This window comes from Rhizobium sp. BR 362 (assembly GCF_036528765.1).
GTDB lineage: Bacteria > Pseudomonadota > Alphaproteobacteria > Rhizobiales > Rhizobiaceae > Rhizobium.
Map to the genome: position 1 here is coordinate 34,134 of NZ_JARWGH010000003.1, position 25,025 is coordinate 59,158.

Below are 25,025 nucleotides of genomic sequence, written 5' to 3' on the forward strand. Positions count from 1 at the left end.
ACGAAAAAGCCCGCCGGGGAAGCGGCGGGCTGCTGATGCTTGGGAGGTCTTGAGCAATCAGGCGGCTGCGTAGGCGCCGCGGCGTGCGTCGAGCGAATAGACGCCCGGGCCGTTGGTGGCGAGCATAATGTAGGCGCCGGCGAGCGTGACGTTCTTCAGGAAGTTGACGAAGTTCAGGCCATTGATCCAGCCATTGGCGGCAGCCGGGAAATCCGGAACGTTGACGGTCGGCAGATGGAAGACGATGCCGGTGAAAATGCAGAACAGGGCAAGCAGCCAACCGACGATGCGGATCTGGAAGCCGATGAGAACGCAGACGCCGGTGACGAATTCGAAGGCGCCGGCGAGATAGGTGAGAAGCGTAGCGGCGGGCATGCCGGCACCCGCGATCATGCCTGCGGTGCTCGACGGATCGGTCAGCTTGCCAAAGCCGGCGAAGATGAACATGAAGGCGAGCAGGATGCGCGCCACGAGAATGATGATGTTATTGGTGTTGGACATGACGGTCTCCAGTAGAGGCGGTTGGTGCCGAGTGACGATTTCTGGGATCCGTTATTCGCGATTTTGATGAGATTGGAAAGATAAACAAAAGCGCACGATTAGTTCACAATTGTTGAACAATCTCCCGCCGCCGGCACTCTTCCCATACGCTCCATATCGGCTATGTTGACGCGAATTTACTCGTCGTTGGCGCCGATTCATTCCGCCAAATCATGATCTTCAGAAGGAAGCCCCATGGCCGATCTGTCTTCATTCCCGATCACTACGCGCTGGCCGGCCAGCAATCCGGATATCATCCAGCTCTACTCGCTACCGACACCGAACGGCGTCAAGGTATCGATTGCACTCGAAGAGCTTGGCCTTCCCTACGAGCCGCATCTGATTTCCTTCAGCACAAACGACCAGAAGTCGCCGGAATTCGTTTCGCTCAATCCGAACGGCCGTATCCCGGCCATTATCGATCCGAATGGCCCTGACGGTAAGCCGATCGGCCTGTTCGAATCCGGTGCCATCCTCGTCTATCTCACGGAAAAGACCGGCAAGCTGATGCCGAGGGATGCGGCCGGACGTTATGAAACGTTGCAGTGGGTGTTCTTCCAGATGGCCGGTATCGGCCCGATGTTCGGGCAGTTCGGTCACTTCTTCAAATTCGCCGCCGACAAGGTCGCCAACAACTCCTATCCGGTCGAGCGGTATCGCGATGAAAGCAAGCGCTTGTTGAGCGTGTTGGAAAGCCGCTTGAAGGGCCACCAGTGGATCATGGGCGACGAATATAGCATCGCCGACATTGCCACTTTCCCGTGGGTCAGAGGCGTTGACGTCTTTTATGGTGGCCGCGAGCTTCTCGAATTCGCAAGTTTCCCGGCGGTGATGGATTGGCTTGAACGTGCGATAGCCCGCCCGGCGAGCCAGCGCGGGCTGAATATTCCGAAGCGGGATTGATAGCGAGCGTTTCTCTACGTGAGACGAAGGCCGATCCGAAAGGATCGGTCCGATCCGAAAGGATCGGCCTTTCGCGTTCAGGCCCTACTGCCGGCTCGCCAACTGGCTGCCCGGCTCGAGTTTGAAGCGTGGAAACAGGAAAACGCCCACCATGCTGCCGGCGTGTTTTCCTTCCGTGCCGATCGATTCACCGACGCAGAAAATCGGTTGCCGATGTCCGCCGACGCCGAGCGCGGTGGTGGAATAGCAGAAACAGGAGGAGGCGGTTGCCGCTTGCTCGAACAGGTCGAGGATGCGGGCGCGATCATGGGCCTCATAGCAATGCATCAGGCTCAACAGGCCGCATTCGGACGAGCTCAACCCATGTAGCATGGTGCCCCATTGACCAAGCTTGATGATGCCGCTCGCTAAATCGCCGGTCCATCCTTCGGAGACGCAGAACTGCGCCAGAAGATCAGGGTCATGTCCATCGAACTCCAGCGACCCCGGAGCAAAAGGTGCGGCAAGATTGGCTTTGGCGATCTTGAACAAGATATTCCCCACCCTTGAGGCGCGGGTTCCCCTGCGCGCGCTTCAATCGAATTTCATGCTATTGGACGGAGCGTCGCTCCGCATATTGCACTGCTATGGACTGGCGAAGCCGCAGCTTCGCTGAACCCATCCCCCCGGGCGTGCTTCCGGATCGACAATTGAGTGTATCAAGTCACTTCAAGTAACGAATCTATACGCGCAATCTATATAAAAGGTTAGGACCGCGCCTAGCCGCGGGTAACGCGCACTGAAAACAAGTAAAATTTACGTGCTCTGCAACAATCCCTCGAACATCATTGCGCTGCGATTTATAGGGGCTTTTATAAAAACGGCAATGGGGCCATTTGCGTAAATTTGCATAGTTTGAAAATGTCTTGAACCTTGCGCCGCAGCTAGTTCAACATAAATGAAAAGGGCGGCCCGAGAGCCGCCCTTCGTCAATTCCGGTGCCGGAATGAACAGTCGTTATAAGGCCAATGCCCTATCAAATCATGTCCATGCCGCCACTTCAGGCCGCTTGACGGCCTGAAGCATCAAAGATGCATGGGCGAAGCTTTATGGACATTCCTGTGATTGGGCCAATGCCCTATCACATCATGTCCATGCCGCCCATGCCGCCCATGCCGCCCGGCATGCCGGCAGGGGCATCCTTCTTCGGCAGTTCGGCGATCATGGCTTCGGTGGTGATCAGCAGCGAAGCAACCGAAGCCGCGTCCTGCAGAGCCGTGCGAACGACCTTGACCGGGTCGACGATGCCCATGGAGATCATGTCGCCATAGACGCCCGTCTGAGCGTTGTAACCCCAGTTGTCTTCGTTCTTGTCGAGGATCTTGCCGACAACGATGGAGGCTTCATCACCAGCGTTTTCAGCGATCTGGCGGCACGGAGCCTGCAGAGCGCGGCGGATGATGTTGATGCCAGCTTCCTGGTCGTCGTTTTCACCCTTGGCGGTGATCTTGACGGAGGAGCGCAGCAGAGCCGTGCCGCCGCCCGGTACGATGCCTTCCTGAACAGCAGCGCGCGTCGCGTTGAGGGCGTCGTCGATGCGGTCTTTCTTTTCCTTCACTTCGACTTCCGTCGAACCGCCAACGCGGATAACGGCAACGCCGCCAGCGAGCTTGGCAAGACGTTCCTGCAGCTTTTCGCGATCGTAGTCGGAGGTGGTTTCTTCGATCTGAGCCTTGATCTGGGCAACGCGGCCTTCGATGTCGGACTTGGCGCCCGAACCGTCGACGATCGTGGTGTTTTCCTTGGAGATCGAGACCTTCTTGGCGCGGCCGAGCATGTCGAGGGTGACAGATTCGAGCTTGATGCCGAGATCTTCGGAGATGACAGTGCCGCCCGTCAGGATGGCGATGTCTTCCAGCATGGCCTTGCGGCGATCGCCGAAGCCCGGAGCCTTGACGGCAGCAATCTTCAGACCACCGCGCAGCTTGTTGACGACGAGCGTTGCGAGAGCTTCGCCTTCGACGTCTTCAGCGATGATGAGGAGCGGCTTGCCGGTCTGAACGACGGCTTCGAGAACCGGAAGCATTGCCTGCAGGTTCGAGAGCTTCTTCTCGTGCAGGAGGATGAACGCGTCTTCGAGGTCGGCGATCATCTTTTCCGGGTTGGTGACGAAGTAGGGGCTGAGATAGCCGCGGTCGAACTGCATGCCTTCGACGACTTCGAGTTCGGTTTCGGCGGTCTTGGCTTCTTCAACGGTGATGACGCCTTCGTTGCCGACCTTCTGCATGGCTTCAGCAATATCGAGACCGATCTGCTTTTCGCCGTTTGCCGAAATCGTGCCGACCTGTGCGACTTCTTCCGAGGTGTTGATCTTCTTGGCCTTGGCCTGGAGATCCTTGACGACTTCAGCAACGGCGAGGTCGATGCCGCGCTTCAGGTCCATCGGGTTCATGCCGGCTGCAACAGCCTTGGCACCTTCGCGAACGATGGCCTGGGCGAGAACGGTTGCGGTCGTCGTGCCGTCGCCGGCGATGTCGTTGGTCTTCGAAGCAACTTCGCGGACCATCTGTGCGCCCATGTTTTCGAACTTGTCTTCGAGTTCGATTTCCTTGGCGACCGTGACGCCGTCCTTGGTGATGCGCGGAGCGCCGAAGGACTTGTCGATAACGACGTTACGACCCTTCGGGCCGAGCGTGACCTTCACTGCGTCAGCGAGGATGTCGACGCCACGAAGCATCTTTTCGCGGGCGCTGCGGCCGAATTTTACTTCTTTAGCTGCCATGTTTGAAACTCCTGAATTCGCGTTGTCCGGGTTTATGGCCCGTCAGCTTTATCGGAAAAGGGAAACCGGCCGGATTAGCCGATGATGCCCATGATGTCGGCTTCCTTCATGATCAGAAGGTCTTCGCCGTTGAGCTTGACTTCGGTGCCGGACCACTTGCCGAACAGAACGCGATCGCCAACCTTGACGTCGAGTGCTACGACCTTGCCGGATTCATCGCGGGCGCCAGAGCCAACGGCGACGATTTCGCCTTCCTGCGGCTTTTCCTTGGCGGTGTCCGGAATGATGATGCCACCCTTGGTCTTTTCTTCCGACTCGACGCGACGAACGACGACACGGTCATGAAGGGGGCGGAAATTGGTGCTTGCCATTGTCTAATCCCTCGATCAAATGACATTCACGGATCAGCGGCGGATCCGTATGGGGCTTTGTTAGCACTCCGCCTCGGCGAGTGCTAGCGACGGTGATTTAGGGGTGGCTCCTGGACGAGTCAAGAACAGCACTGTGAATTTTTTGCGGCGCTGTTCGGCTTCTTCGCGGATGATTAACAGGGCAGACCAATCCTGTCTCACATGCCCGTCGTAAAAGCGCCTTCCCCCTTGGGGTCCATTGAGCCGAAGATCGCCGGCTTTTACCCCAGTTTGCCGCTTGAGCTTTGTGCAATGCAAAAACCCGAGCTCTGCTCTTGTAATTTGCCGGACGGTTTGCGATGTCAGCCCGTGATTTCTTTCACCACGAGGACTGCATGGGCAAGCGTATCGAAAGCTTCCGCGAGATCGGCAAACTTTATGACGTGGCGCTCTGTGACGTCTGGGGGGTGCTGCATAACGGCGTCTCCGTCTACAACGACGCGCCGGTGGCGCTGGAAGCTGCACGCGCCGAAGGGCTGACGGTCGTCCTCATCACCAATTCTCCCCGCATAGCGCCGAAGGTGGTCCAGCAGTTGCGGGAGATCGGCGTTCCCGACAGCGCCTATGACCGGATCGTCACCTCCGGCGACGTCACCCGCCGCCTGATTGCCGAGGGCCCGAAAAAGGTATTTCTGCTCGGTCCCGAGCGCGACATCGCCATCATCGAGGGGCTGGATGTCGTGCGCGTTGAGGCCGAAGAGGCCGAAAGCATCGTCTGCACCGGCTTTTTCGATGACGAAACCGAGACTCCAGACGACTATACCGACATGCTGAGGGCCTGGTCGGCCCGTAAGGTGCCGCTGATCTGCGCCAATCCCGATCTCGTTGTCGAGCGTGGCCACCGCATGATCCCCTGCGCCGGCGCCATGGCCGCTTATTACGATCGGCTCGGCGGCGAGACGCGGATCGCCGGAAAACCGCATCAGCCGATCTACGATGCCTCGATTACCGCTGCCCGCGAAGTGCGCGGCGAATTCCCGTTGTCGCGCGTTGTCGCGATCGGTGACGGCATGCCGACCGACGTGCGCGGCGCGCTCGATTACGGCCTCGATCTTCTATATGTAAGCCATGGCATTCATGCTCGCGAATATGTCGTCGACGGTCACACCGACGAGGCAGCGCTTGGCGCGTTTCTGGCGCGCGAACAGGCCTCGCCGAAGTGGTGGATGCCGCGCCTTGTCTGAGAGAGTGGTAGCCGATGACCGTTTTCCACCGCAATGAGACCCGAGAGCCGCTGCCGGACAATCTGAAAGGCGGTGTCATTGCCATCGGTAATTTCGACGGCGTGCATCGCGGCCATCAATCCGTGCTCGATCGTGCGCTGGAGATCGCCGGGGAGCGCGGCGTGCCCGCGCTGGTGCTGACCTTCGAGCCGCATCCGCGAACCGTCTTCAAGCCCGATCATCCGGTTTTCCGCCTTACGCCGGCGCCGCTGAAGGCGCGGCTCCTCGAGGCGATCGGCTTCAATGCCGTCATCGAATATCCCTTCGACCGGGCTTTTTCGCAGCGATCCGCCGATGAATTCGTCCATTCTATTCTGATCGACTGGCTGCATGCATCCGAAGTCGTCACCGGCTTCGATTTCCATTTCGGCCATGACCGCCAGGGCGGCCCGGCCTTCCTGATGAACGCCGGCAGCAAAAACGGCTTCGGCGTCACGCTAATCGACGCTTACCGCGATGAAAATGCCGAAGTGGTCTCGTCAAGCCGCATCCGGGAATTGCTGGTGGAAGGCGATGTGGCGGAGGCCGCAGGCCTGCTCGGCTATCGCTACACCATCGAGGCGGAAGTGATCGGCGGCGAAAAGCTCGGTCGCTCGCTCGGCTTCCCGACGGCCAATATGCGGTTGCCACCCGAAGCGCGGTTAAAAGCCGGCATCTATGCCGTGCGCTTCCGCGCCGCCGATGGCGTCATTCGCGATGCTGTCGCCAGTTATGGCCGGCGCCCGACGGTGACCGACAATGGCGCGCCGCTGCTCGAAACCTTCGTTTTCGACTTCAGCGGCGATCTCTATGGCCAGATCTGCTCCGTCTCCTTCTTCGGCTACCTCCGGCCCGAACTGAAGTTCGACGGCCTCGATCCCCTGGTGGCACAGATCAGGAAGGACGAAGAGGAAGCGAGGGCGCTGCTTGCCGGCGTCCGCCCACTCGGTGAGATCGACCGGTTCATCGCCTTTTCTTGAACGCCACGCTTGCACGGGCAGCAGCGTAGGCCTGATTGGGCCGGCTCCGATCGGCTTTTCTATGCCTTCCGGCGGCTGATCCCTCTTTCTTTCCATGCAAAAAGCGCCTATGAACCGCCAACCATGACCCAATTTCGGCTGAGCCCATCGATACGAATTATTGGCCCGGCCTTCCGCGCGCTGTAAGCTGCCGGAAGGTCCGGGTTTTGGGCGCCTGTTCCCGAGGCGCTTTCCGCCGCCGAAAAATCCCCATATGGCTGCGCCTTTCCGGCGCAAAATGCCCGAGACGCCGAGGCAATTGTCAGAACAATGACCGATACCGCTGAAAAGATCGACTATTCGAAAACCCTTTACCTGCCCGAGACTGACTTTCCGATGCGCGCCGGCCTGCCGCAGAAGGAGCCGGAGCTCGTCAAGCGCTGGCAGGAAATGGATCTCTATAAGAAGCTGCGCACTTCGGCCGCCGGACGCGAAAAATTCGTGCTGCATGACGGCCCTCCTTATGCCAATGGCAACATCCATATCGGCCACGCGCTGAATAAGATCCTCAAGGATGTCATCACCCGTTCGTTCCAGATGCGCGGCTATGACAGCAATTATGTTCCGGGCTGGGACTGCCACGGCCTGCCGATCGAATGGAAGATCGAGGAAAAATACCGCGAGAAGGGGAAGAACAAGGACGAGGTCCCCGTCAACGAATTCCGCCAGGAATGCCGCGACTTCGCCGCCGGCTGGATCAAGGTCCAGTCCGAGGAGTTCAGGCGCCTCGGCATCACCGGCGATTTCGACAATCCCTATCTGACGATGAACTTCCATGCCGAATCCCGCATTGCCGGCGAGCTCCTGAAGATCGCCCGCAGCGGACAGCTTTATCGCGGCTCCAAGCCGATCATGTGGTCCGTGGTTGAGCGTACGGCGCTGGCGGAAGCTGAAGTCGAATATGCTGATGTCGAGAGCGATGCGATCTGGGTGAAATTCCCGGTCGTCGAAGGTCCGGCTGCACTTGCCGATGCTTTCGTCGTCATCTGGACCACAACGCCGTGGACGATCCCCGGCAATCGGGCGATCTCCTATTCGTCGCGGGTGTCCTACGGCCTCTATGAAGTGACCGAGGCCGTCAATGATTTTGGCCCGCGTCCGGGCGAAAAGCTGATCTTTGCCGACAAGCTTGCCGAAGAATCCTTCGCCAAGGCAAAGCTGCAGTTCAAGCGCCTGGGCGACGTGACCGCCGATGACCTCGCCGCGAGCATCTGCGCCCATCCCCTGGCTTCGCTCGGCTACGACTTCAAAGTTCCGCTGCTCGACGGCGATCATGTCACCGACGATGCCGGTACTGGCTTCGTGCACACCGCTCCCAGCCATGGCCGTGAGGACTTTGACGCCTGGACGAGCCATGCCCGCCAGATTGAAGCGCGTGGGATCTCCACGCGCATCCCGTTCCCGGTCGATGATGCCGGCTTCTACACCGCCGATGCCCCCGGCTTCGAGGGCGGCCGCGTCATGGACGACAACGGCAAGAAGGGCAATGCCAACGAGCTGGTCACCAAGGCCCTGATCGAGACGAACACGCTTTTCGCGCGCGGACGGCTGAAGCATTCCTATCCGCATTCTTGGCGCTCGAAGAAGCCGGTCATCTTCCGCAACACGCCGCAATGGTTCGTCTATATGGACAAGGACCTTGCCGACGGCACGACGCTGCGCTCGCGCGCCCTGAAGGCGATCGACGACACGCGCTTCGTGCCATCAGCCGGCCAGAACCGCCTGCGCGCCATGATCGAGCAGCGCCCGGATTGGGTTCTGTCGCGCCAGCGCGCCTGGGGCGTGCCGATCTGCATCTTCGTGGACGAAGAAGGTCAGATCCTGCGTGACGACGGCGTCGATGCCCGCATTCTGGAAGCTTTCGACAAGGAAGGCGCCGATGCCTGGTTCGCCGAAGGCGCGCGCGAGCGCTTCCTCGGCGAAAAGGCCAATGAGCCCTGGACGCAGGTCATGGATATCCTCGACGTCTGGTTCGACTCGGGCTCGACCCACACCTTCACGCTGGAGGACCGTCCGGATCTGAAGTGGCCGGCCGACATCTATCTCGAAGGCTCGGACCAGCATCGCGGCTGGTTCCATTCGTCGCTGCTCGAAAGCGCCGCGACGCGTGGCCGCGCGCCCTACAATGCGGTCATCACCCATGGCTTCACCATGGATGAGAAGGGCGAGAAGATGTCCAAGTCCAAGGGCAACGTCGTTGCGCCTCAGGACGTGATGAAGGATGCCGGCGCGGATATCCTGCGTCTCTGGGTCATGACCACCGATTACTGGGAAGACCAGCGTCTCGGCAAGGCCATCATCCAGACCAACATCGATGCCTATCGCAAGCTGCGCAACACGATCCGCTGGATGCTCGGCACTCTGGCGCATGACAAGGGCGAAGTCATCGCCCATGCCGATATGCCGGAGCTGGAGCAGCTCATGCTGCACCGTCTTGCGGAGCTCGATGAACTCGTACGCGAAAGCTATGACGCCTTCGACTTCAAGCGCATCGCCCGTGCGCTCATCGATTTTGCCAATGTCGAGCTTTCGGCATTCTATTTCGATGTCCGCAAGGATGCGCTTTATTGTGATGCGCCCTCGAGCCTGCGCCGCCGCGCCGCGCTTGCTGTCATCCGCACGATCTTCGATTGCATGGTGACCTGGCTTGCGCCGATGCTGCCGTTCACGACGGAGGAAGCGTGGCTCTCGCGCAATCCACAGGCGGTCTCGGTGCATCTCGAACAGTTCGTCACCGTTCCCGGCGAATGGAAGAACGAGGCCTTGGCCGAGAAGTGGAGGAAGATCCGCGCCGTGCGCAGCGTCGTCACCGGCGCGCTCGAAATCGAGCGCAAGGACAAGCGCATCGGCTCCTCACTGGAAGCAGCGCCCGTCGTCTATATTGCCGATCCAGAGCTGCTGAAGGTGCTGGAAGGTCACGATTTCGCGGAAATCTGCATCACCTCCGATATCGCCATCCATGGCGGCGAAGGCCCCGCGGATGCGTTCCGCCTGGATGATGCCGCCAAGGTGAGTGTCGTGCCGAAGCTCGCCGAAGGCCGCAAGTGCGCCCGCTCCTGGCGCATCACCACGGATGTCGGTTCCGATCCGGAATATCCCGATGTTTCGGCGCGTGATGCGGCTGCTTTGCGCGAGTTGATGGCTGTCAACTGAAGAAAATTGCCGGATGAATTGCCATTGCGGCATTCATCCGGTAAAAGCTGCCTGAAAATGGCCTGATTTTTGCGGCAGTTGCCGTGCAATGGGGTTCTGCGATAGTTGCACCGGCTTGGCTGGGAAGGGTATTCATGAGAGCGATGCATAGGGTTCGTGTCGGCGTCAGCTTGGCGGCACTCGTGGTTGGCTGCGGTCTGATGTCCGGCTGCTTGAGCAGCCCGCGCTACGGCACGGACAAGACCGCCGGCGAGCAGCTCTTCGACGATCTTAGCGACATCGCCTCCGTTTCGGCCGTCACGCCGAAGGACAAGGGCGTGAAATATCCGAACCGCCCGGGCCTGGTGCTTCCCGCCGAAAAGGACAGGGAAAGCCTGACCTCGCCGCAGCAGTCGCTCGCGAGCAAGGATAATCCGGCCTGGCTGGAATCGCCGGAAGATTCGCGCAAGCGCCTGGCGGAAGAAGCCGATCAGAACAAGAACAATGTCAATTATCGCTCTCCGCTCGCTCAGGCCGACAGCGGCCGCAACCGCGTGAGCGAGGCGCAGCAGACGGCCGCCTATCGCGCCGCGCGCCAGGATCAAGACGGCACCTATATCGATCAGCGCCGCTATCTGATCGACCCGCCGCAGCAATATCGTCAGGTCTCCGACCCGGCTGCGCTGAACGATCTCGGCACGCCCGAGACCAAGAAGGAAAAGCAGCGCAAGAAGGACGCTGAGGCCGCGCAGCAGACCAACAACAGCAGTTGGTGGAAGCCCTTCCAATAAGCCTTTCTAGCTGAGGCGGCGGTCAAAACCGCCGCTTTTTAGAGCACTTCCAGGAAAAGTGCGAAGTGGTTTTCCGTCCGGAATGCGTAAAAACAAAGGAATAGAGCGGGTCAGCGATTCCGTGAAACGCTGACCCGCTCTAGTCTTCCATGCGCTTTTGCTGGAAGAATTCCCTGAGAATGTCGGCCGCATCCCGCTCGGCCATGCCCGAATAGACTTCTGGCGCGTGATGGCAGGTCGGCTGGCGATAAAAGCGCACGCCGTTATCGACCCCGCCGCCCTTCGGATCTTCCGCGCCGTAATAAAGGCGGCGGATGCGGGCAAATGAGATGGCGGCGGCGCACATGGTGCATGGCTCGAGCGTCACATAAAGATCTGCACCCGTCAGCCGCTCCTGGCCGAGTGCCTCGCAGGCCATGCGGATCACGGCGATTTCGGCATGCGCGGTGACGTCGTTGAGCTCTCGGGTGCGGTTGCCGGACTTGGCGACGACGGCATTGTCGAGCACGAGGACGGCTCCGATGGGCACTTCGCCACGCACTCCGGCGCTTCGCGCTTCGGCGAGCGCCAGCTCCATGAAGTGATTTGTATTCACCATTTAAGATTTTCCACTTAACCGCGGGGGCGTGACCTGATAGGAACACGCCTTAAAAATTCAGGCAAACAACAAATGACAATGAATGACAAGCCCAAGCGGCCTGGGTCCAAACCCTTTACCCGCGATGCCAAGACGAAGCCGGCGAAGACACGCGACGACGCAAGGCCGATGAAGGCTGCGCCCGCCAAAGTGGCGACAGAGGCGGAAGGCGGAGATGGAAAAGCCGAGCGCATTTCCAAGGTGATGGCCCGCGCCGGCGTGGCGTCGCGCCGCGACATCGAGCGCATGATCCTGGATGGCCGCGTGAAGCTGAACGGTGTGCTGCTGGATACTCCGGTTGTCAACGTCACGCTCGCCGACAAGATCGAAGTGGATGGCGTGCCGATCCGCGGCATAGAGCGCACGCGTCTGTGGCTCTATCATAAGCCGGCCGGCCTTGTGACCACCAACGCCGATCCGGAAGGGCGTCCGACCGTCTTCGACAACCTGCCGGAAGAGTTGCCGCGCGTCATGTCGATCGGCCGTCTCGACATCAACACCGAAGGCCTGCTCCTGCTGACCAATGACGGCGGCCTTGCCCGCGTGCTGGAACTGCCGACCACCGGCTGGCTGCGTCGCTATCGCGTCCGCGCCCACGGCGAGATCGATCAGGAAGCGCTCGACAAGCTGAGGGAAGGCATTGCCGTCGATGGCGTGCTCTACGGCTCGATCGAGGCGACGCTCGACCGCACGCAAGGCTCCAACGTCTGGATCACCATGGGCCTGCGGGAAGGCAAGAACCGCGAGATCAAGAATGTGCTCGGCGCACTCGGCCTTGAGGTCAACCGCCTGATCCGCATCTCCTACGGCCCGTTCCAGCTCGGCGAGTTGCCGGAAGGCCGGGTGCTGGAAGTGCGCGGCCGCACACTGCGCGATCAGCTCGGCCCCCGCCTGGTGGAAGACGCCAAGGCGAATTTCGACGCGCCGCTTTACAATACATCGGCTGTTTCCGCCGAGGATGAGGCGGATGCCAAGCCGGCCCGCGCCGCGAAAGAAGACCGCCCACGGCGCGAGCGCCCGGAGGACAAGCGCGAGCGCGCCCTGAGCCGTCTCGACACCAAGCGCGACGATCGTCGTGAGGGGGGCCGACGTGGGGATGATCGCCGCGAAGGCTCGCGCCACGCGGAGGATGATCGTCCGAAGCGGCAGCCGCTCGGCGCGCGCCGCAGCGCCAATGTCTGGATGGCGCCCGGCGCCCGCCCGCTCGGCGAAAAGGCAGCCCTGAAGGCCGCCAAGAATTCGAAAACCGCCGCCAAGCGCGGCGAAACGGAGCGCCCGCAGCGCAGCGGCTTCGACCGCCCGGACGAAGGCCCGCGCGTTCGGATCAACCGTGTCGACGAGGGTGACGGCGAATGGATCCGCTCGAGCGAGGTTGCGCCGCGTAAATCGCGTGGTGAAGACGAAGGTTTTGATCGCAAGCGCTCTCGCGATGACCGTCCGCGTGGCGAACGATCTTTTGGCGACAAACCCCGCGGCGATCGGTCGTTTGGCGACCGTCCACGCGGCGAACGCGGCTCGCGGTCGGAGGGCGGTGACCGTCCCCGCACGAAATCCTTCCAGGGCGAAGGCCGTTCCGAACGTCCTCGCGGTGATCGCCCCTTTGGCGATCGTCCGCCGCGTGGCGATCGGCCCTTCAGTGACAAACCGCGTGGTGATCGTCGGCCGCGCTCCGAAGGAGACGAGCGTCCGCGCACGAGATCCTTCGATGGCGAGCAGCGTTCCGAACGGCCTCGCAGTGATCGTCCGCAGGGCGAGCGTTCTTACGGTGACCGCCCTGCGGGCAAGCCCTTCGGTAAAAAGCCAGGCGGAGGAAAGTCCTTTGGCGGCAAGCCGGGCGGAAAGCCCGGCGGTGCACGCGGCTTCTCGGGCAAGCCCGCTGGCGCTGGTCGTCCGTCCGGCGGTCCCGGCCGCGGCGGCCCGAATCGCGGCGGCTCCGGCAGGGGCGGCCCTAAGGGCGGAAGGGGTTGACGCGCGGTGCGGATCGTCGGCGGTGAATTTCGCGGTCGTTCGCTTGCTGTGCCGAAGTCGAACGACATTCGTCCGACGGCGGACCGCACGCGCGAGAGCCTGTTCAACATATTGAGCCATACCTATCCCGAGGCCATCGACGGCACGCGGATGATGGATGTCTTTGCCGGCACGGGCGCCGTCGGGCTCGAAGCTGCCTCGCGGGGCTGCCGCCATGTGCTTTTCGTCGAAAGCAGCGTCGAAGGCCGTGGCCTGCTCTGGGAGAATATCGATGCGCTCGGCCTGCACGGCCGCACGCGCATGTTAAGACGCGACGCCACCGATCTCGGCAGCGTCGGCAATCTGGAGCCTTTCGATTTTCTCTTTGCCGATCCGCCCTATGGCAAGGGTCTGGGTGAGAAGGCCTTTGCCGCTGCCGCAGCCGGCGGCTGGCTGGTGCCGGGAGCCTTGGCGATCCTCGAGGAACGCGCCGACGTCACGGTCGCCGTCGCGCCGGATTTTCTGTTTCTCGAAGAGCGGACTTTCGGCGACAGCAAAATGCATTTCTTCCGTTATCAGCCTCGGCAGGCCTAGCGCGGAGGGAGAAAGACATGGGCGACTATGCCGATTTTGTTGGCAGCGATTATACGCTCGCGACATCCAGCACGCCGAGTGTCGCGGTCGCCTTTGGCTGCGGCGGTGCACGCGGACTTGCCCATATCCACGTTATCGAAGCACTAGATGAGCTCGGCATCCGTCCGGTCGCCATCGCCGGCGCCTCCATCGGCTCTATCATGGGCGCCGCTATGGCGGCAGGGATGAGCGGCGCGGAGATCCGCGATTATACGCTTGCCACCGTCGGCAATCGCCCGGCGGTGCTCAACAAGATGTGGAGCCTGCGGCCGCCGAACATGCGCAGCTTCCGGATCGGCCAGTTCAATCTCGAACGTATCCTGCGCGCTTTCCTGCCTTCGACCTTTCCGGAGGACTTCTCCGAGTTGCACATCCCGTTGAAGGTGGTGACGACTGATTATTATGATCAGAACGAGGTGGTGACCGAAAAAGGCGAGCTTTTTCCAGTGCTGGCCGCCTCCGCCGCCATCCCCGCCGTCTTCATGCCGGTTAAAGTTGGTGACCGCGTCATGATCGATGGCGGCATCATGAACCCGGTTCCCTACGAGCATCTGGCAGGGCTCGCCGATATCATCATCGGCATCGATGTCGTTGGCGGACCGGAAGGCGACGGTACCCATATCCCCAATCGCATCGAGAGCCTGTTCGGCGCCGGGCAACTGACCATGCAGTCCAACATAGCCTTGAAGCTGCGGCTGCTTGCACCGCAGATCTTCCTGCGGCCGTTGGTTGGCCGCACCGGCGTGCTCGATTTTTTGAAGGCCCGCGACATTCTCGCGATGTCGGCCGGCGTCAAGGACGAGCTGAAATTCGCGCTCGACCGGGTAATGACCGCGAAGAATTAAGCCCGCTCCGGCTCCTCCGCTGGCATGGAAAGATCGTCGTCGTCGCTGAAGACATCGGCACTGCGTTTCGGTTTTACCAGCGGTTCCGGCTTGACCGGCCGTGAATAGAGCATGTCGCGCCCGGCCTGTAATCCTTCGCTCACCTGCAGCACTAGCCGCTGCTCGTCGCGCTTGCGGATATCCTCGCCGATCTCGAAGGCTTCGGCCTCGCTGACCCCCAGCGCTTCCAGCGTGCGGCGGCCGAAGAGGAGGCCGGATTCCAGCGTTTCGCGCAGCTCGTAATCGACGCCCTGGTTGCGCAGCGCGATCGAGTGAATACGGTCGTAGGAACGAACGAAGATGCGAGCATGCGGATAATCCGTCTGCACCAGCTCGACGATCTTGTCGGTGATTTCGCGCTGATGCGTGCTGACGACCACGATTTTGGCGCGGTCGATGCCCGCCGAACGCAAGACGTCCTTGCGGGTGCCGTCGCCGAAATAGATGCGGAAACCGAAGTTGGAGGCCTGGCGGATGCGGTCGGCGGAAAAATCGATAACGGTGACGTCGCGGCCGCCGGCAAGCAGGATTTGCGCGGCGATCTGGCCGAAACGCGAGAAGCCGATCATCAGCACGTCCGAGCCCGCGCCCTCGAAATCCTCATCCAACTCCTCATGCCCATCGCCCGTCAGCATGCGCTTCGAAAGCGCGGCACCGAGCGGCGTCAGCGCCATGGAGAGCGTTACGATCGCAATCAGCAGCGAGGCAGTGCTGGCGGAGAAGAGACCGCCGCCCATGCTGGCCGCGCTGAAGAGCACGAAACCGAATTCACCACCCTGGGGAAGCAGGCAGGCGATGCGGATGGCATCGTCATGCGAGGAACCAGTCACCCGGCAGAGCGCATAGATGATCACACCCTTGATGATCATGATGACCGGCACGGCAAGCACGATCAGCAGCCAGTTCTCGGCAATGACATCGAGCTTCAGCGACAGGCCGACCGCGATGAAGAAGATGGCGAGCAGCACGCCGCGGAACGGCTCGATATCCGCCTCCAGCTCATGGCGATAGGAGGATTCGGCGAGCATCACGCCGGAGAGAAAGGCGCCCATTGCCATGGAAAGGCCGGCGAGCTGCATCAGCGTTGCCGATCCCATGACGACGAACAGAGCGGCCGCAATCATCGCCTCGCGGGCACCGGTCCGGGCGATGACCTGGAACAGCGGCGTCAGCAGGTAACGTCCGGCGATAATCATCGCCGCGACCGCACCGAGGGCTATGGCAAGGTCCAGGATAGGATTGGAAGCCTGCTTCGGCCCGTCGAGGACGGTGATCAGGGCAAGCAACGGCACGATCGCGAGGTCCTGCAGCAACAGCATCGAAAAGGAACGCTGGCCGTATTTCGTGTTGACGTCGCCCTCCTGCTCCAAAATCTGCATGGCAAAGGCTGTGGACGACAGCGCCAGGCCGAAGCCGACGATGATGCTGCCGCGCCAGCCGGCGATAGCAGCAAGGTAGGCGGCGAGCGTCAGCGCCAGTCCGCTCAAGATCACCTGCGCCGTGCCGAGGCCGAAAATGTCGCGCCGCATCTGCCAGAGGCGCGACGGCTTCAACTCCAGGCCGATGATGAACAGCAGGAACACGACACCGAGTTCGGCGACGGCAAACACGGATTCGCCGTCACCGATACCGTGCAGTACCGGACCGATGACGACACCGGCGGTGAGGTAGCCCAGCACGGTGCCGAGCCCCAGTTTCTTGAAGATCGGCGCCGTGATGACGGCGCCACCGAGCAGCATCAGGGTTTCGGTAAAGAGGGCATTAGGCGCGGACATCGTCTGTTTCTTTCTATGGGCAGGCGGTGTTGCAGCGCATAGCCGTCAGAAACAACCATGCGTGAAGACATTAGGGCAAGAATCGGCGTAGCCGCCCTTGATGCTTTATGTAGTGCACAATAAATGGAACGCGAAGGAAAGGCCAAATCATGTCTTCAGAAATCGATTCCGCCACTCTGCTTTCCCGCGCCAGCCAATTGATCGATCTTGCCCGGAAAGCCGGTGCGGATGCGGCCGATGCCGTCGTCGTGCGCTCGCGGGCGCAATCCGTCAGCGTCCGCCTCGGCAAGGTCGAGGGCACCGAATCCTCCGAAAGCGACGATTTTTCATTAAGGGTTTTTGTTGGCAACCGTGTTGCCAACGTCTCGGCCAATCCGGGCTTCGACCTAAAGGCGCTGGCCGAACGCGCTGTCGCCATGGCAAAGGTTTCGCCGGAAGATCCGTTCGCCTGCTTGGCTGACGAAGCCGATCTCGCCAAGACCTATCCCGATCTGGAACTCTTCGATCCGACCGAGGTCTCGTCGGTTCAACTGCGCGAAGCAGCCCTTGCGATGGAAGAGGCAGCACTCGCCGTTCCCGGCGTGAGCAACTCCTCGGGCGCGGGCGCATCCGCCGGCATGGGCGGCATGGTGCTTGTGACGTCCCATGGTTTTGCCGGTCACTATATGGGCTCGCGCTTCAGCCGTTCCGTCAGCGTCATTGCCGGTGAAGGCACCGGCATGGAGCGCGATTACGATTTCGACAGCCGCCTCTATTTCGCCGATTTGGACGCAGCCGAGGACATCGGCCGCCGTGCCGGCGAGCGGGTGGTCAAGCGCCTCAATCCGCGCCAGGTTCCGACCGGCAAGGATGTGACGGTTGTTTTCGATCCGCGCGTGGCGCGCGGCTTCGTCGGTCACATCGCCGGCGCGATCAACGGCGCATCCGTCGCGCGCAAGACCAGTTTCCTGCGCGATAAGATGGGCGAGCAGGTGCTGAAGGCCGGCCTGTCGATCACCGATGATCCTTTGATCGTGCGCGGCCCGGCCTCGCGCCCCTTCGATGGCGAAGGCGTTTCGGGCAAGCGTCTGGTGATGATCGAGGATGGCGTGCTGAAGCATTGGTTTTTGTCCACGTCGACGGCGCGCGAGATCGGCGGTCTCAAGACCAATGGCCGCGGCTCGCGCGGCGGCACGACGGTTTCGCCATCTTCCACCAATCTGGCGCTGGAGCCGGGCGATATTTCCCCCGAAGAGCTGATCCGCAATGTCGGCAACGGCTTCTACGTCACCGAGCTGATCGGCCAAGGCGTCAATATGATCACCGGTGAATACAGCCGCGGCGCGACCGGCTTCTGGATCGAGAACGGTGAACTGACGTTCCCGGTGTCGGAGGTGACGATCGCCTCCAACCTGAAGGACATGTTCATGCGCGTGACGCCGGCAAACGATATCGATCGCGATTTCGGCGTCGCGGCTCCGACGCTCGCCATCGAAGGCATGACGCTGGCTGGGCGCTGAGACGGAGATTGGAATTTCGGAATGAGCGATAGAGACGCAGTCGGCCAATTGAGCGATCTCGATCTGATCGTTGAAGCGGCACGCCAAGCGGGTAATATCGCGCTCAGCTTTTTCCGCCAATCGCCCGAGGTCTGGTGGAAGAACGAGGGCCGTTCCCCGGTCAGCGCCGCCGATTTCGCGGCCAACGAGAAGCTCGCCTCCATCCTGCGTCCCGCGCGGCCCGGTTACGGCTGGCTTTCGGAAGAGACCGATGACGATGCCGAGCGGCTGTCGCATGGGACCCTCTTCGTGGTCGATCCGATCGACGGCACGCGTGGGTTCCTGTCGGGCCTTGAGCTATGGTGCGTCAGCGTCGCGGTGGTGACCGATGGGCGCCCGACCGCGGGCGTACTTTACGCGCCGGCACTGGATGAACTGTTCGTTGCAACGGCTGACGGTCCGGCGCTGAAGAATGGCGAGCCTATCGCCGTTTCCGAGAGGTTGGAGCACGATATCCACAGGCTTGCCGCCGGTGAGGATATGTTGAACGGCTTCGATCCGGATTTCCGCAAGACGATCGAACGGGCAAAGCACGTGCCGTCGCTCGCCTATCGCCTCGCCATGGTTGCCGATGGCCGGTTGGAAGGGACGATCGTCAAACGCAATTCCCATGACTGGGATGTCGCGGCCGCCGATCTCATTCTTGAGCGGGCAGGCGGGGGGCTGGTCGATCTCTCAGGCCATCCGCTCAACTACAATCGTGCGGATGTCTCCCACGGCGAACTCTGCGGCGCGTCGGCGGCGCGGCTGCCGGTGTTCCTGCGCCAGCTTTCCCACAGACGAAACGGTTGACCTTTTGGTCAAAATCCCTCAGAGGAAGTGTGGAGGGGGACGACAGCAGAAAGAGACGAAAATGACTGATACCAGCGGCAAAAAGCAGCTCTTGCACCTCGTATTCGGCGGGGAGTTGGAAAATCTCGAGGAAGTGCAGTTCCGCAATCTGAACGAACTCGACATTGTCGGCATGTATCCCGACTATGCGAGTGCGCTGACCGCTTGGAAGTCGAAGGCGCAGCAGACCGTCGACAATGCCCATATGCGTTATTTCATCGTCCATCTGCATCGTTTGCTCGATCCGCAGGACAAGGCTTCCTCCTAAGGTCGCGTTTTGCCCATTTGATATTTGATATTCCCGTCCGGACGGGCGTTGTCGTTTTAATCCGGCTATGGCGCAGTATTTTTGACGCAATCAGAACGAAAAATCGGCCGAACTTTCGGCCGTGGCTAATTGGGATTTGGCATCGATGACGATCAGCTTGGATCGGAGGCAATCGAGATGAGCAGCCTTAGGGCGCGCCTCGCTTTGGGTGCCTATCGCTTTGGCGGGATTGCAGTCTATCCCCTTGTTGGGACTTACCTTACCGTCCGCGCCGCCAAGGGCAAGGAAGACCGCTCCCGTCGGCTGGAGCGTTTCGGCTATGCCAGCGCCAACCGTCCGCAGGGCCCGCTCGTCTGGTTTCACGCCGCAAGCGTCGGCGAGACCTCGGCGGTCGTGCCGCTGATCCGCGAAATCCGCCGCCGCGATATCCACGTCATTCTGACGACGGGAACGGTCACCTCGGCCAAGGTGACGCAGGGGCGCCTTGGCGACGAGGTCATCCACCAATATGTGCCGCTCGACTTGCAGCCGGCCGTCAGCCGTTTCCTGGAATATTGGCAGCCCGATTGCACCATCATCGCCGAATCCGAAATCTGGCCGATGACCATCATGGAGCTCGGCCGCCGGCGCATACCGCAAATCCTCGTCAATGCCCGCCTGTCGGATCGCTCTTTTGCCCGCTGGAGCCGGCATCCTGCGCTCTCGGAAGCACTCTTCGAAAACCTGGCGCTGGTCGTCGCACAATCCGATCTCGATGCCGAGCGTTATCGCGATCTGGGTGCGCGGCAGGTGATCAAGTCCGGCAATCTCAAGGTGGATACGGACGCACCGCCCCATGACGCGGCAACCCTTGCCCGCTACATGAAGCAGATCGGCGGCCGCAAGACCTGGGCTGCCGTCTCGACCTTCGAGGGTGAGGAGAGTGCCGCCGCCATTGTCCACAAGACGCTGAAGGAGCATAACGGCCAATTGACCATCATCGTGCCGCGCCATCCCGAACGCTGCGACGCGATCGAAGCGATGCTGACCGAGCAGGGACTGAAAGTGGCGCGCCGCACCAGCAATGATGTGCTGTCGCCCGATGTCGATGTCTTCCTCGGCGACACGATCGGCGAAATGGGCCTTTATCTGCGCATGACCGAAATCGCCTTCATGGGCAAGTCGCTGCACAACGAGGGCGGACAAAACCCGCTGGAACCGGCCATGCTCGGCTGCGCCATCCTGACGGGCGGTCACGTCCAGAATTTCCGCGATGCCTATCAACTGCTCGCCCGTCGCGGCAGCGCCCGCATGGTGCGCGACACCGAGATGCTGGCGCGGGGCGTGCATTACCTGCTGACCAACGATGCGGCTCGGCGCGGCATGATCGATGCCGGCTACGTCGCCGTGCACGAGATGCGCGGGGCGCTGGCGGCGACCATCAAGGGATTGGAACCCTACATCAATCCGCTGACGGTGAAGGCACGTTTGCTGCCGAAGACGATGGCGCGGGGATAAGGGGCTGTATATGACATCGGTCAAACTGGGCGCGATCGCGGGCATTCTTTTCGACAAGGATGGCACGCTGCTCGACTATGATGCGAGCTGGCTGCCGGTCAATCGCGAACTTGCCAGCATTGCGGCGCGGGGTGACGCTGTCCTTGCCGATCATTTGCTTCTGGCCTGCGGCATGGACCCGGTCACCGGCCTTATCGTGCCCGACAGCCTGCTTGCCGCCGGCAATACCCGCGAGATTTCCGAGGGCCTTGTCGCCGCCGGCTCCATGATGGACATGATCGAGCTGACGGAAAAGCTCGATGCGCTATTTTCCCATGCCGTCGATTTCTCTGCGCCGGTCACCGATCTTGCCGGTTTCTTCCGCCGCCTGCATGAGCGCGGCTACAGGCTCGGCGTCGCCTCGAGCGACAATGAGCGCTCCATTCGCCAGACGGCGCGCCGCTTCGGCTTTCTCGATTATCTCGACTATATTGCTGGCTATGACAGCGGTTTCGGAACCAAGCCGGAGCCTGGCATGGTGCTCGGCTTCTGCGCGGCGACAGGCCTTTCGCCGGCGCAAATCGTCGTTGTCGGTGACAACAATCACGATCTGCATATGGGGCACAATGCCGGCGCGGGCCTGACGGTCGGCGTGCTGACCGGCACAGGATCGCGTGAATCGCTTGCCGCCGCCGATTATTGCCTGAATGACATTACCGAGCTGGAAGGCCTGCTGCCGGTCGCTCAGCCGGTGTGAGCACGCAAAGGCTTGCTTTTTCGCCCGATCTGCCCTTTCTTGCCGCCTTGCTGAGATCTATGGGAAGAGCGGGCGCGAGGCGGGATTAGATTATGGTATCGGAAGCACCGCCTTTCTGGTGGCGGAAGCCGGATTGGCGCGCCTGGGGCCTTTCGCCCTTTTCCTTTTTGTACGGTTGCATTGCCGGCCACCGCATGGCGCATGGTCGGCGCGCTTCCGTGCCGGTACCGGTCATCTGCGTCGGCAATTTCACGGTGGGCGGCGCCGGCAAGACGCCGACAGCGCTGACGATCGCGCGTGTGGCCAAGGCAAGGGGATTGACGCCGGGCTTCCTCAGCCGCGGCTACGGCGGTTCGCTGGACGTCACGACCGTCGTCGATCCCGACCATCATCACGCTACCGCGGTCGGCGACGAGCCGCTGCTGCTTGCCCGCGAGGCATTGACGGTCATCTCACGCCGCCGTTTGGACGGGGCGGAGCGGCTGGTACGCGAGGGCGCGGATCTCATCATCATGGACGACGGTTTCCAGAGCGCACAACTCGCCATCGACTATGCCTTGGTTGTCATCGATGCGACGAGAGGCATCGGCAACGGCCATCTCGTTCCTGGCGGGCCGGTGCGCGCGCCACTGCGCACGCAGTTGCGTCATGCCTCGGCGCTGCTGAAGGTCGGCGGAGGCAACGCTGCCGACCGGCTCGTGCGCATGGCAGCGAGAGCCGGAAAACCGTTCTTTGCGGCATCAATCAAGGTACGCGGCCAGGAGGATCTGCATGGGCGCAATGTCCTCGCCTTCGCCGGCATTGCCGATCCCACCAAATTCTTCCGCACGGTCGAGTCGTTGGGGGCCAGCATTGCCGTCAGCCGTACCTTTGGCGATCACGAACACCTGGGCGAAGACGACATAGCCGACATTCTCGATATCGCCGCTCGCGATGGCCTGGAGATCGTCACCACTTCCAAGGATTATGTCCGTCTGATCGGCCATCACGGCCAAGCCGACGAGCTGTTGGCGGCGTGCCGTGTCATCGAGATCGACATGGTCTTCGATGATCACCGCGCGCCGGCTCTGATTATCGACCGTGCGGTCGCAGCCGCCCGCGAGCGACGATTACGGGAAAAGCAGAAAGCAAAATAGGGATCGCAGCAATCAGCGCTTCTGGTTCGGAAGCGCGCCGGCGCGTTTTTCGGCTTCCAGCGAGGACATCACGTCGGCATAGGGTTCCTGCCGTGCGACGCTCCAGTAGCGCAGCTCGTCGAGCGCTATGTGCTTGCCGGTCATGGCGCAGACGACATAGGAACCGGGCATGAGGATTTGGAAGTCGCCGTCGAGATAGCGAATCTTCGCCTCCCGGTTTCCGTGTCCCTCAAAAAGATTCATCTGATGCCGTCCCTGATCTCTGTCATCTCTGCCATAACCCGGCAAGCCTGACTTTTCCAGTTCTTTCGACCGTATCTGTTTTCAGCTTCGTCCGAACAGCCGTTCGATGTCCGAGAGCTTCAGCTCTATATAGGTCGGCCGGCCGTGATTGCACTGGCCCGAGCCGGGCGTTGCCTCCATTTGACGCAACAGCGCGTTCATTTCCTCTGGCCTCAGCCTTCGGCCGGAGCGCACCGAGCCATGGCAGGCCATGGTGGCGGCGACATATTCCAGTTTGGCGGCAAGACTCGAGGCGGTCTCCCACTCGGCAATCTCATCCGCCAATTGCCGGATCAACCCTTGCGCATCCACTTCGCCGAGCATCGCCGGCGTCTCGCGCACCGCAATGGCTCCGGGACCGAAACGCTCGATCGCAAGGCCGAGTTTGCCAAGCTCGTCGGCAAACACCATCAGCCGGTCGCAATCCTCCTCCGGCAGATCAACGATTTCCGGGATCAGCAGGACCTGCGAGGACAATTGCTTCGAATACAGCGCCTTGCGCATTTCTTCGAACACCAGCCGCTCATGCGCGGCGTGCTGATCGACAATGACGAGGCCGTCGTCGGTCTGGGCGACGATATAGTTCTCATGCAGTTGGGCGCGCGCCGCACCCAGGGGGAATCGAGCCGGCTCCTCCGTGCGTGCAAGCTCTACAGCCGGGGCCGTCTCGGCACGGGCGGTCGGCATGGCAAGGCCATCGAAGGCGGCCTGAGGCCGTTCGCCGAAACCATATCCGTTCGTGGCCGAGGACTGATAGGGCCGCGATGGTGAAGCCTCTGGTGTCCATGGTGCTGATGGTGTCGACGGCCAGGCCGGCTGGAAGCCGGAACGGCCTGGGCTGAAGGCGCGAAGCATGCCGTCGGCGCCGGTCGTCGCGGCGCGATCGCCTTCCCGCGCCAAAGCCTCGCGGATGGCGCCGACGATCAGGCCGCGCACCAGCCCCGGATCGCGGAAGCGTACATCGGACTTCGCCGGATGCACATTGACGTCAACGAGGGCAGGATCGAGCCTGATGGAAAGAACGGCGATGGGATAGCGCCCCGAGGGGATTGTCTCGGCATAGGCGCCGCGGATCGCCGACAGGATCAGCTTGTCCTGCACGGGCCTGCCGTTGACGAAGGCATATTGATGCGCCGAGTTGCCGCGATTGAAGGTCGGCACGCCGATGAAGCCGGTCAAGCTCACATCTTCCCGCGCGGCGTCGAGTTCGATGGCGTTGTCCTTGAACTCGTGGCCGAGCACCTGCGCCATGCGGGCGAGATGATCGTCGCCGGTGGCTGGAAATTCCAGCGTCGAGCGGTCGCTGCCGGAGAGCACGAAACGCACCCGCGGAAAGGCGATCGCCATGCGTTTGACGACTTCGCTGATCGCCGCAGCCTCGGCTTTTTCCGTCTTCAGGAATTTCAATCGCGCCGGCGTGGCGAAGAACAGGTCGCGCACCTCGACGATCGTGCCGGGATTGGCCGCTGCCGGGCGCAGGTGCAGCACCCTGCCGCCGGCGACCGCAATCTCGGCGCCCCCGTCGCTGCCGGGCTTCCGGCTGGCGATCGACAGCTTCGCTACCGAGCCAATCGAGGGCAGGGCTTCGCCGCGGAAGCCGAGGGTGCGAATATCCTCCAGCGTGTCCGATATCTTCGAGGTACAGTGCCGTCTGACCGCCAGTTCCAGATCCGCCTGTTCCATGCCGGCGCCGTTGTCGCTGACCCTCAGCAGCGCCTTGCCGCCGCCGGCCGTCGCGATCTCGATGCGCGTCGCGCCGGCATCCAGGGCGTTTTCGATCAGTTCCTTGGCCGCACTCGCCGGCCGCTCGATGACTTCGCCGGCGGCGATCTGGTTGATCAGGGTTTCGGAGAGTTGCTTGATGGCCATATCCGCATTTTCGTGGATTCGCGGCGAGGTGGAAAGAGAAAACGCAGACTGTCTTTCGTCATCCACCCGATTCAGCGGGAGCTTTGTTTAGAAATTTAATCAAAGCTTAAGGGAATGATGACAGGTTGCATTCATAAAACTTGAAATGATTGCAGGTGGCGCGCTCACGCACGTTTCGGCTTTTGGCGGCAGGCTGGCGACCGCCATACAGCGGCCGGCTTCCGCCTGTTTCGA

Annotated in this window: 22 protein-coding genes; 14 read left to right on the plus strand and 8 right to left on the minus strand. The window is 61.5% G+C overall.

Annotated elements, in window-relative coordinates:
• Positions 1–57 precede the first annotated feature (57 nt).
• Positions 58–501 carry a DoxX family protein gene (locus tag QDY28_RS04530; RefSeq protein WP_331380481.1) on the minus strand — a complete coding sequence of 148 codons (444 nt, stop codon included), beginning with the start codon at positions 499–501 and terminating at the stop codon, positions 58–60.
• A 234-nt stretch (positions 502–735) separates the two neighbouring features.
• On the opposite strand from QDY28_RS04530, the gene QDY28_RS04535 reads away from it, so the two are divergent.
• On the plus strand, positions 736–1,443 hold the full coding sequence (locus QDY28_RS04535) for a glutathione binding-like protein (protein WP_331380482.1): 708 nt from the start codon (positions 736–738) through the stop codon (positions 1,441–1,443).
• 84 nt (positions 1,444–1,527) lie between these two features.
• Here QDY28_RS04535 and QDY28_RS04540 read toward each other — a convergent pair whose 3' ends face one another.
• The 3 genes from QDY28_RS04540 to groES all read right to left on the minus strand — a co-directional run bounded on the left by QDY28_RS04540 (position 1,528) and on the right by groES (position 4,575).
• Positions 1,528–1,974: a hypothetical protein gene (locus tag QDY28_RS04540; RefSeq protein WP_331380483.1), complete on the minus strand. Its 447-nt coding sequence runs from the start codon at positions 1,972–1,974 to the stop codon at positions 1,528–1,530.
• 589 nt (positions 1,975–2,563) lie between these two features.
• Positions 2,564–4,204: a chaperonin GroEL gene (gene groL, locus QDY28_RS04545; RefSeq protein WP_104822124.1), complete on the minus strand. Its 1,641-nt coding sequence runs from the start codon at positions 4,202–4,204 to the stop codon at positions 2,564–2,566.
• A 74-nt stretch (positions 4,205–4,278) separates the two neighbouring features.
• Complete coding sequence (gene groES, locus QDY28_RS04550; protein WP_004109735.1) at positions 4,279–4,575, minus strand: co-chaperone GroES; 297 nt, start codon at positions 4,573–4,575, stop codon at positions 4,279–4,281.
• 374 nt (positions 4,576–4,949) lie between these two features.
• Between groES and QDY28_RS04555 the strand changes: the two genes are divergently transcribed.
• From QDY28_RS04555 to QDY28_RS04570, 4 genes are all read left to right on the plus strand, one after another.
• Positions 4,950–5,798, plus strand: coding sequence for a TIGR01459 family HAD-type hydrolase (locus tag QDY28_RS04555; RefSeq protein ID WP_331380484.1), 849 nt, complete (start codon positions 4,950–4,952; stop codon positions 5,796–5,798).
• Positions 5,799–5,812: 14 nt separating this feature from the next.
• A complete protein-coding gene (locus tag QDY28_RS04560) occupies positions 5,813–6,796 on the plus strand; it encodes a bifunctional riboflavin kinase/FAD synthetase (protein WP_331380485.1) in 984 nt (327 codons plus the stop codon).
• A 309-nt stretch (positions 6,797–7,105) separates the two neighbouring features.
• On the plus strand, positions 7,106–9,988 hold the full coding sequence (gene ileS, locus QDY28_RS04565) for an isoleucine--tRNA ligase (RefSeq protein ID WP_331380486.1): 2,883 nt from the start codon (positions 7,106–7,108) through the stop codon (positions 9,986–9,988).
• A gap of 134 nt (positions 9,989–10,122) precedes the next feature.
• Positions 10,123–10,758 (plus strand): hypothetical protein, encoded by a 636-nt coding sequence (locus tag QDY28_RS04570; RefSeq protein WP_331380487.1) that lies wholly within the window; start codon positions 10,123–10,125, stop codon positions 10,756–10,758.
• A gap of 139 nt (positions 10,759–10,897) precedes the next feature.
• Here QDY28_RS04570 and QDY28_RS04575 read toward each other — a convergent pair whose 3' ends face one another.
• Positions 10,898–11,356 (minus strand): nucleoside deaminase, encoded by a 459-nt coding sequence (locus QDY28_RS04575; protein ID WP_331380488.1) that lies wholly within the window; start codon positions 11,354–11,356, stop codon positions 10,898–10,900.
• A gap of 72 nt (positions 11,357–11,428) precedes the next feature.
• Here QDY28_RS04575 and QDY28_RS04580 point away from each other — a divergent pair, with 72 nt between their 5' ends.
• The 3 genes from QDY28_RS04580 to QDY28_RS04590 are packed head-to-tail and all read left to right on the plus strand — an operon-like array spanning position 11,429 to position 14,820.
• Positions 11,429–13,363, plus strand: a complete 1,935-nt coding sequence (locus QDY28_RS04580) for a pseudouridine synthase (protein ID WP_331380489.1) — start codon at positions 11,429–11,431, stop codon at positions 13,361–13,363.
• Positions 13,364–13,369: 6 nt separating this feature from the next.
• Positions 13,370–13,936: a 16S rRNA (guanine(966)-N(2))-methyltransferase RsmD gene (gene rsmD / locus QDY28_RS04585; RefSeq protein ID WP_331380490.1), complete on the plus strand. Its 567-nt coding sequence runs from the start codon at positions 13,370–13,372 to the stop codon at positions 13,934–13,936.
• Between the two features lie 17 nt (positions 13,937–13,953).
• Positions 13,954–14,820, plus strand: a complete 867-nt coding sequence (locus tag QDY28_RS04590; protein WP_331380491.1) for a patatin-like phospholipase family protein — start codon at positions 13,954–13,956, stop codon at positions 14,818–14,820.
• Here the strand turns inward: QDY28_RS04590 and QDY28_RS04595 are convergent.
• Positions 14,817–16,634 (minus strand): monovalent cation:proton antiporter-2 (CPA2) family protein, encoded by a 1,818-nt coding sequence (locus tag QDY28_RS04595; protein WP_331380492.1) that lies wholly within the window; start codon positions 16,632–16,634, stop codon positions 14,817–14,819. The two genes, QDY28_RS04590 and QDY28_RS04595, sit on opposite strands and share 4 nt — an antisense overlap.
• A gap of 149 nt (positions 16,635–16,783) precedes the next feature.
• Between QDY28_RS04595 and QDY28_RS04600 the strand changes: the two genes are divergently transcribed.
• The 6 genes from QDY28_RS04600 to lpxK all read left to right on the plus strand — a co-directional run bounded on the left by QDY28_RS04600 (position 16,784) and on the right by lpxK (position 22,640).
• Positions 16,784–18,133, plus strand: coding sequence for a TldD/PmbA family protein (locus tag QDY28_RS04600; RefSeq protein ID WP_331380493.1), 1,350 nt, complete (start codon positions 16,784–16,786; stop codon positions 18,131–18,133).
• Positions 18,134–18,154: 21 nt separating this feature from the next.
• Positions 18,155–18,964 carry a 3'(2'),5'-bisphosphate nucleotidase CysQ gene (locus QDY28_RS04605; protein ID WP_331380494.1) on the plus strand — a complete coding sequence of 270 codons (810 nt, stop codon included), beginning with the start codon at positions 18,155–18,157 and terminating at the stop codon, positions 18,962–18,964.
• Positions 18,965–19,025: 61 nt separating this feature from the next.
• The gene (locus tag QDY28_RS04610; protein WP_028750550.1) at positions 19,026–19,271 is read left to right on the plus strand and encodes a DUF4170 domain-containing protein; all 246 of its coding nucleotides are present in this window, start codon (positions 19,026–19,028) and stop codon (positions 19,269–19,271) included.
• A gap of 177 nt (positions 19,272–19,448) precedes the next feature.
• On the plus strand, positions 19,449–20,768 hold the full coding sequence (gene waaA, locus QDY28_RS04615) for a lipid IV(A) 3-deoxy-D-manno-octulosonic acid transferase (protein ID WP_331380495.1): 1,320 nt from the start codon (positions 19,449–19,451) through the stop codon (positions 20,766–20,768).
• Positions 20,769–20,778: 10 nt separating this feature from the next.
• A complete protein-coding gene (locus tag QDY28_RS04620; RefSeq protein ID WP_331380496.1) occupies positions 20,779–21,504 on the plus strand; it encodes an HAD family hydrolase in 726 nt (241 codons plus the stop codon).
• 92 nt (positions 21,505–21,596) lie between these two features.
• Complete coding sequence (lpxK, locus tag QDY28_RS04625) at positions 21,597–22,640, plus strand: tetraacyldisaccharide 4'-kinase (RefSeq protein ID WP_331380497.1); 1,044 nt, start codon at positions 21,597–21,599, stop codon at positions 22,638–22,640.
• 12 nt (positions 22,641–22,652) lie between these two features.
• Here lpxK and QDY28_RS04630 read toward each other — a convergent pair whose 3' ends face one another.
• A complete protein-coding gene (locus QDY28_RS04630; RefSeq protein ID WP_028750554.1) occupies positions 22,653–22,883 on the minus strand; it encodes a DUF2093 domain-containing protein in 231 nt (76 codons plus the stop codon).
• A gap of 81 nt (positions 22,884–22,964) precedes the next feature.
• Entirely contained in the window at positions 22,965–24,791 is a 1,827-nt protein-coding gene (gene mutL, locus QDY28_RS04635) for a DNA mismatch repair endonuclease MutL (protein WP_331380498.1), read from the minus strand.
• Between the last annotated feature and the right edge of the window lie 234 nt (positions 24,792–25,025).

Bases quoted from the DNA above. Each gene is read 5' to 3' on its own strand.
- QDY28_RS04535 (WP_331380482.1), top strand. From the start codon at position 736: ATGGCCGATCTGTCTTCATTCCCGATCACTACGCGCTGGCCGGCCAGC.
- QDY28_RS04600 (WP_331380493.1), top strand. From the start codon at position 16,784: ATGTCTTCAGAAATCGATTCCGCCACTCTGCTTTCCCGCGCCAGCCAA.
- QDY28_RS04590 (WP_331380491.1), top strand. From the start codon at position 13,954: ATGGGCGACTATGCCGATTTTGTTGGCAGCGATTATACGCTCGCGACA.
- QDY28_RS04610 (WP_028750550.1), top strand. From the start codon at position 19,026: ATGACTGATACCAGCGGCAAAAAGCAGCTCTTGCACCTCGTATTCGGC.
- QDY28_RS04630 (WP_028750554.1), bottom strand. From the start codon at position 22,883: ATGAATCTTTTTGAGGGACACGGAAACCGGGAGGCGAAGATTCGCTAT.
- waaA (WP_331380495.1), top strand. From the start codon at position 19,449: ATGAGCAGCCTTAGGGCGCGCCTCGCTTTGGGTGCCTATCGCTTTGGC.
- QDY28_RS04530 (WP_331380481.1), bottom strand. From the start codon at position 501: ATGTCCAACACCAATAACATCATCATTCTCGTGGCGCGCATCCTGCTC.
- QDY28_RS04575 (WP_331380488.1), bottom strand. From the start codon at position 11,356: ATGGTGAATACAAATCACTTCATGGAGCTGGCGCTCGCCGAAGCGCGA.
- QDY28_RS04595 (WP_331380492.1), bottom strand. From the start codon at position 16,634: ATGTCCGCGCCTAATGCCCTCTTTACCGAAACCCTGATGCTGCTCGGT.
- ileS (WP_331380486.1), top strand. From the start codon at position 7,106: ATGACCGATACCGCTGAAAAGATCGACTATTCGAAAACCCTTTACCTG.
- QDY28_RS04620 (WP_331380496.1), top strand. From the start codon at position 20,779: ATGACATCGGTCAAACTGGGCGCGATCGCGGGCATTCTTTTCGACAAG.
- QDY28_RS04555 (WP_331380484.1), top strand. From the start codon at position 4,950: ATGGGCAAGCGTATCGAAAGCTTCCGCGAGATCGGCAAACTTTATGAC.
- QDY28_RS04580 (WP_331380489.1), top strand. From the start codon at position 11,429: ATGACAATGAATGACAAGCCCAAGCGGCCTGGGTCCAAACCCTTTACC.
- QDY28_RS04570 (WP_331380487.1), top strand. From the start codon at position 10,123: ATGAGAGCGATGCATAGGGTTCGTGTCGGCGTCAGCTTGGCGGCACTC.
- QDY28_RS04605 (WP_331380494.1), top strand. From the start codon at position 18,155: ATGAGCGATAGAGACGCAGTCGGCCAATTGAGCGATCTCGATCTGATC.
- mutL (WP_331380498.1), bottom strand. From the start codon at position 24,791: ATGGCCATCAAGCAACTCTCCGAAACCCTGATCAACCAGATCGCCGCC.
- lpxK (WP_331380497.1), top strand. From the start codon at position 21,597: ATGGTATCGGAAGCACCGCCTTTCTGGTGGCGGAAGCCGGATTGGCGC.
- groES (WP_004109735.1), bottom strand. From the start codon at position 4,575: ATGGCAAGCACCAATTTCCGCCCCCTTCATGACCGTGTCGTCGTTCGT.
- groL (WP_104822124.1), bottom strand. From the start codon at position 4,204: ATGGCAGCTAAAGAAGTAAAATTCGGCCGCAGCGCCCGCGAAAAGATG.
- QDY28_RS04560 (WP_331380485.1), top strand. From the start codon at position 5,813: ATGACCGTTTTCCACCGCAATGAGACCCGAGAGCCGCTGCCGGACAAT.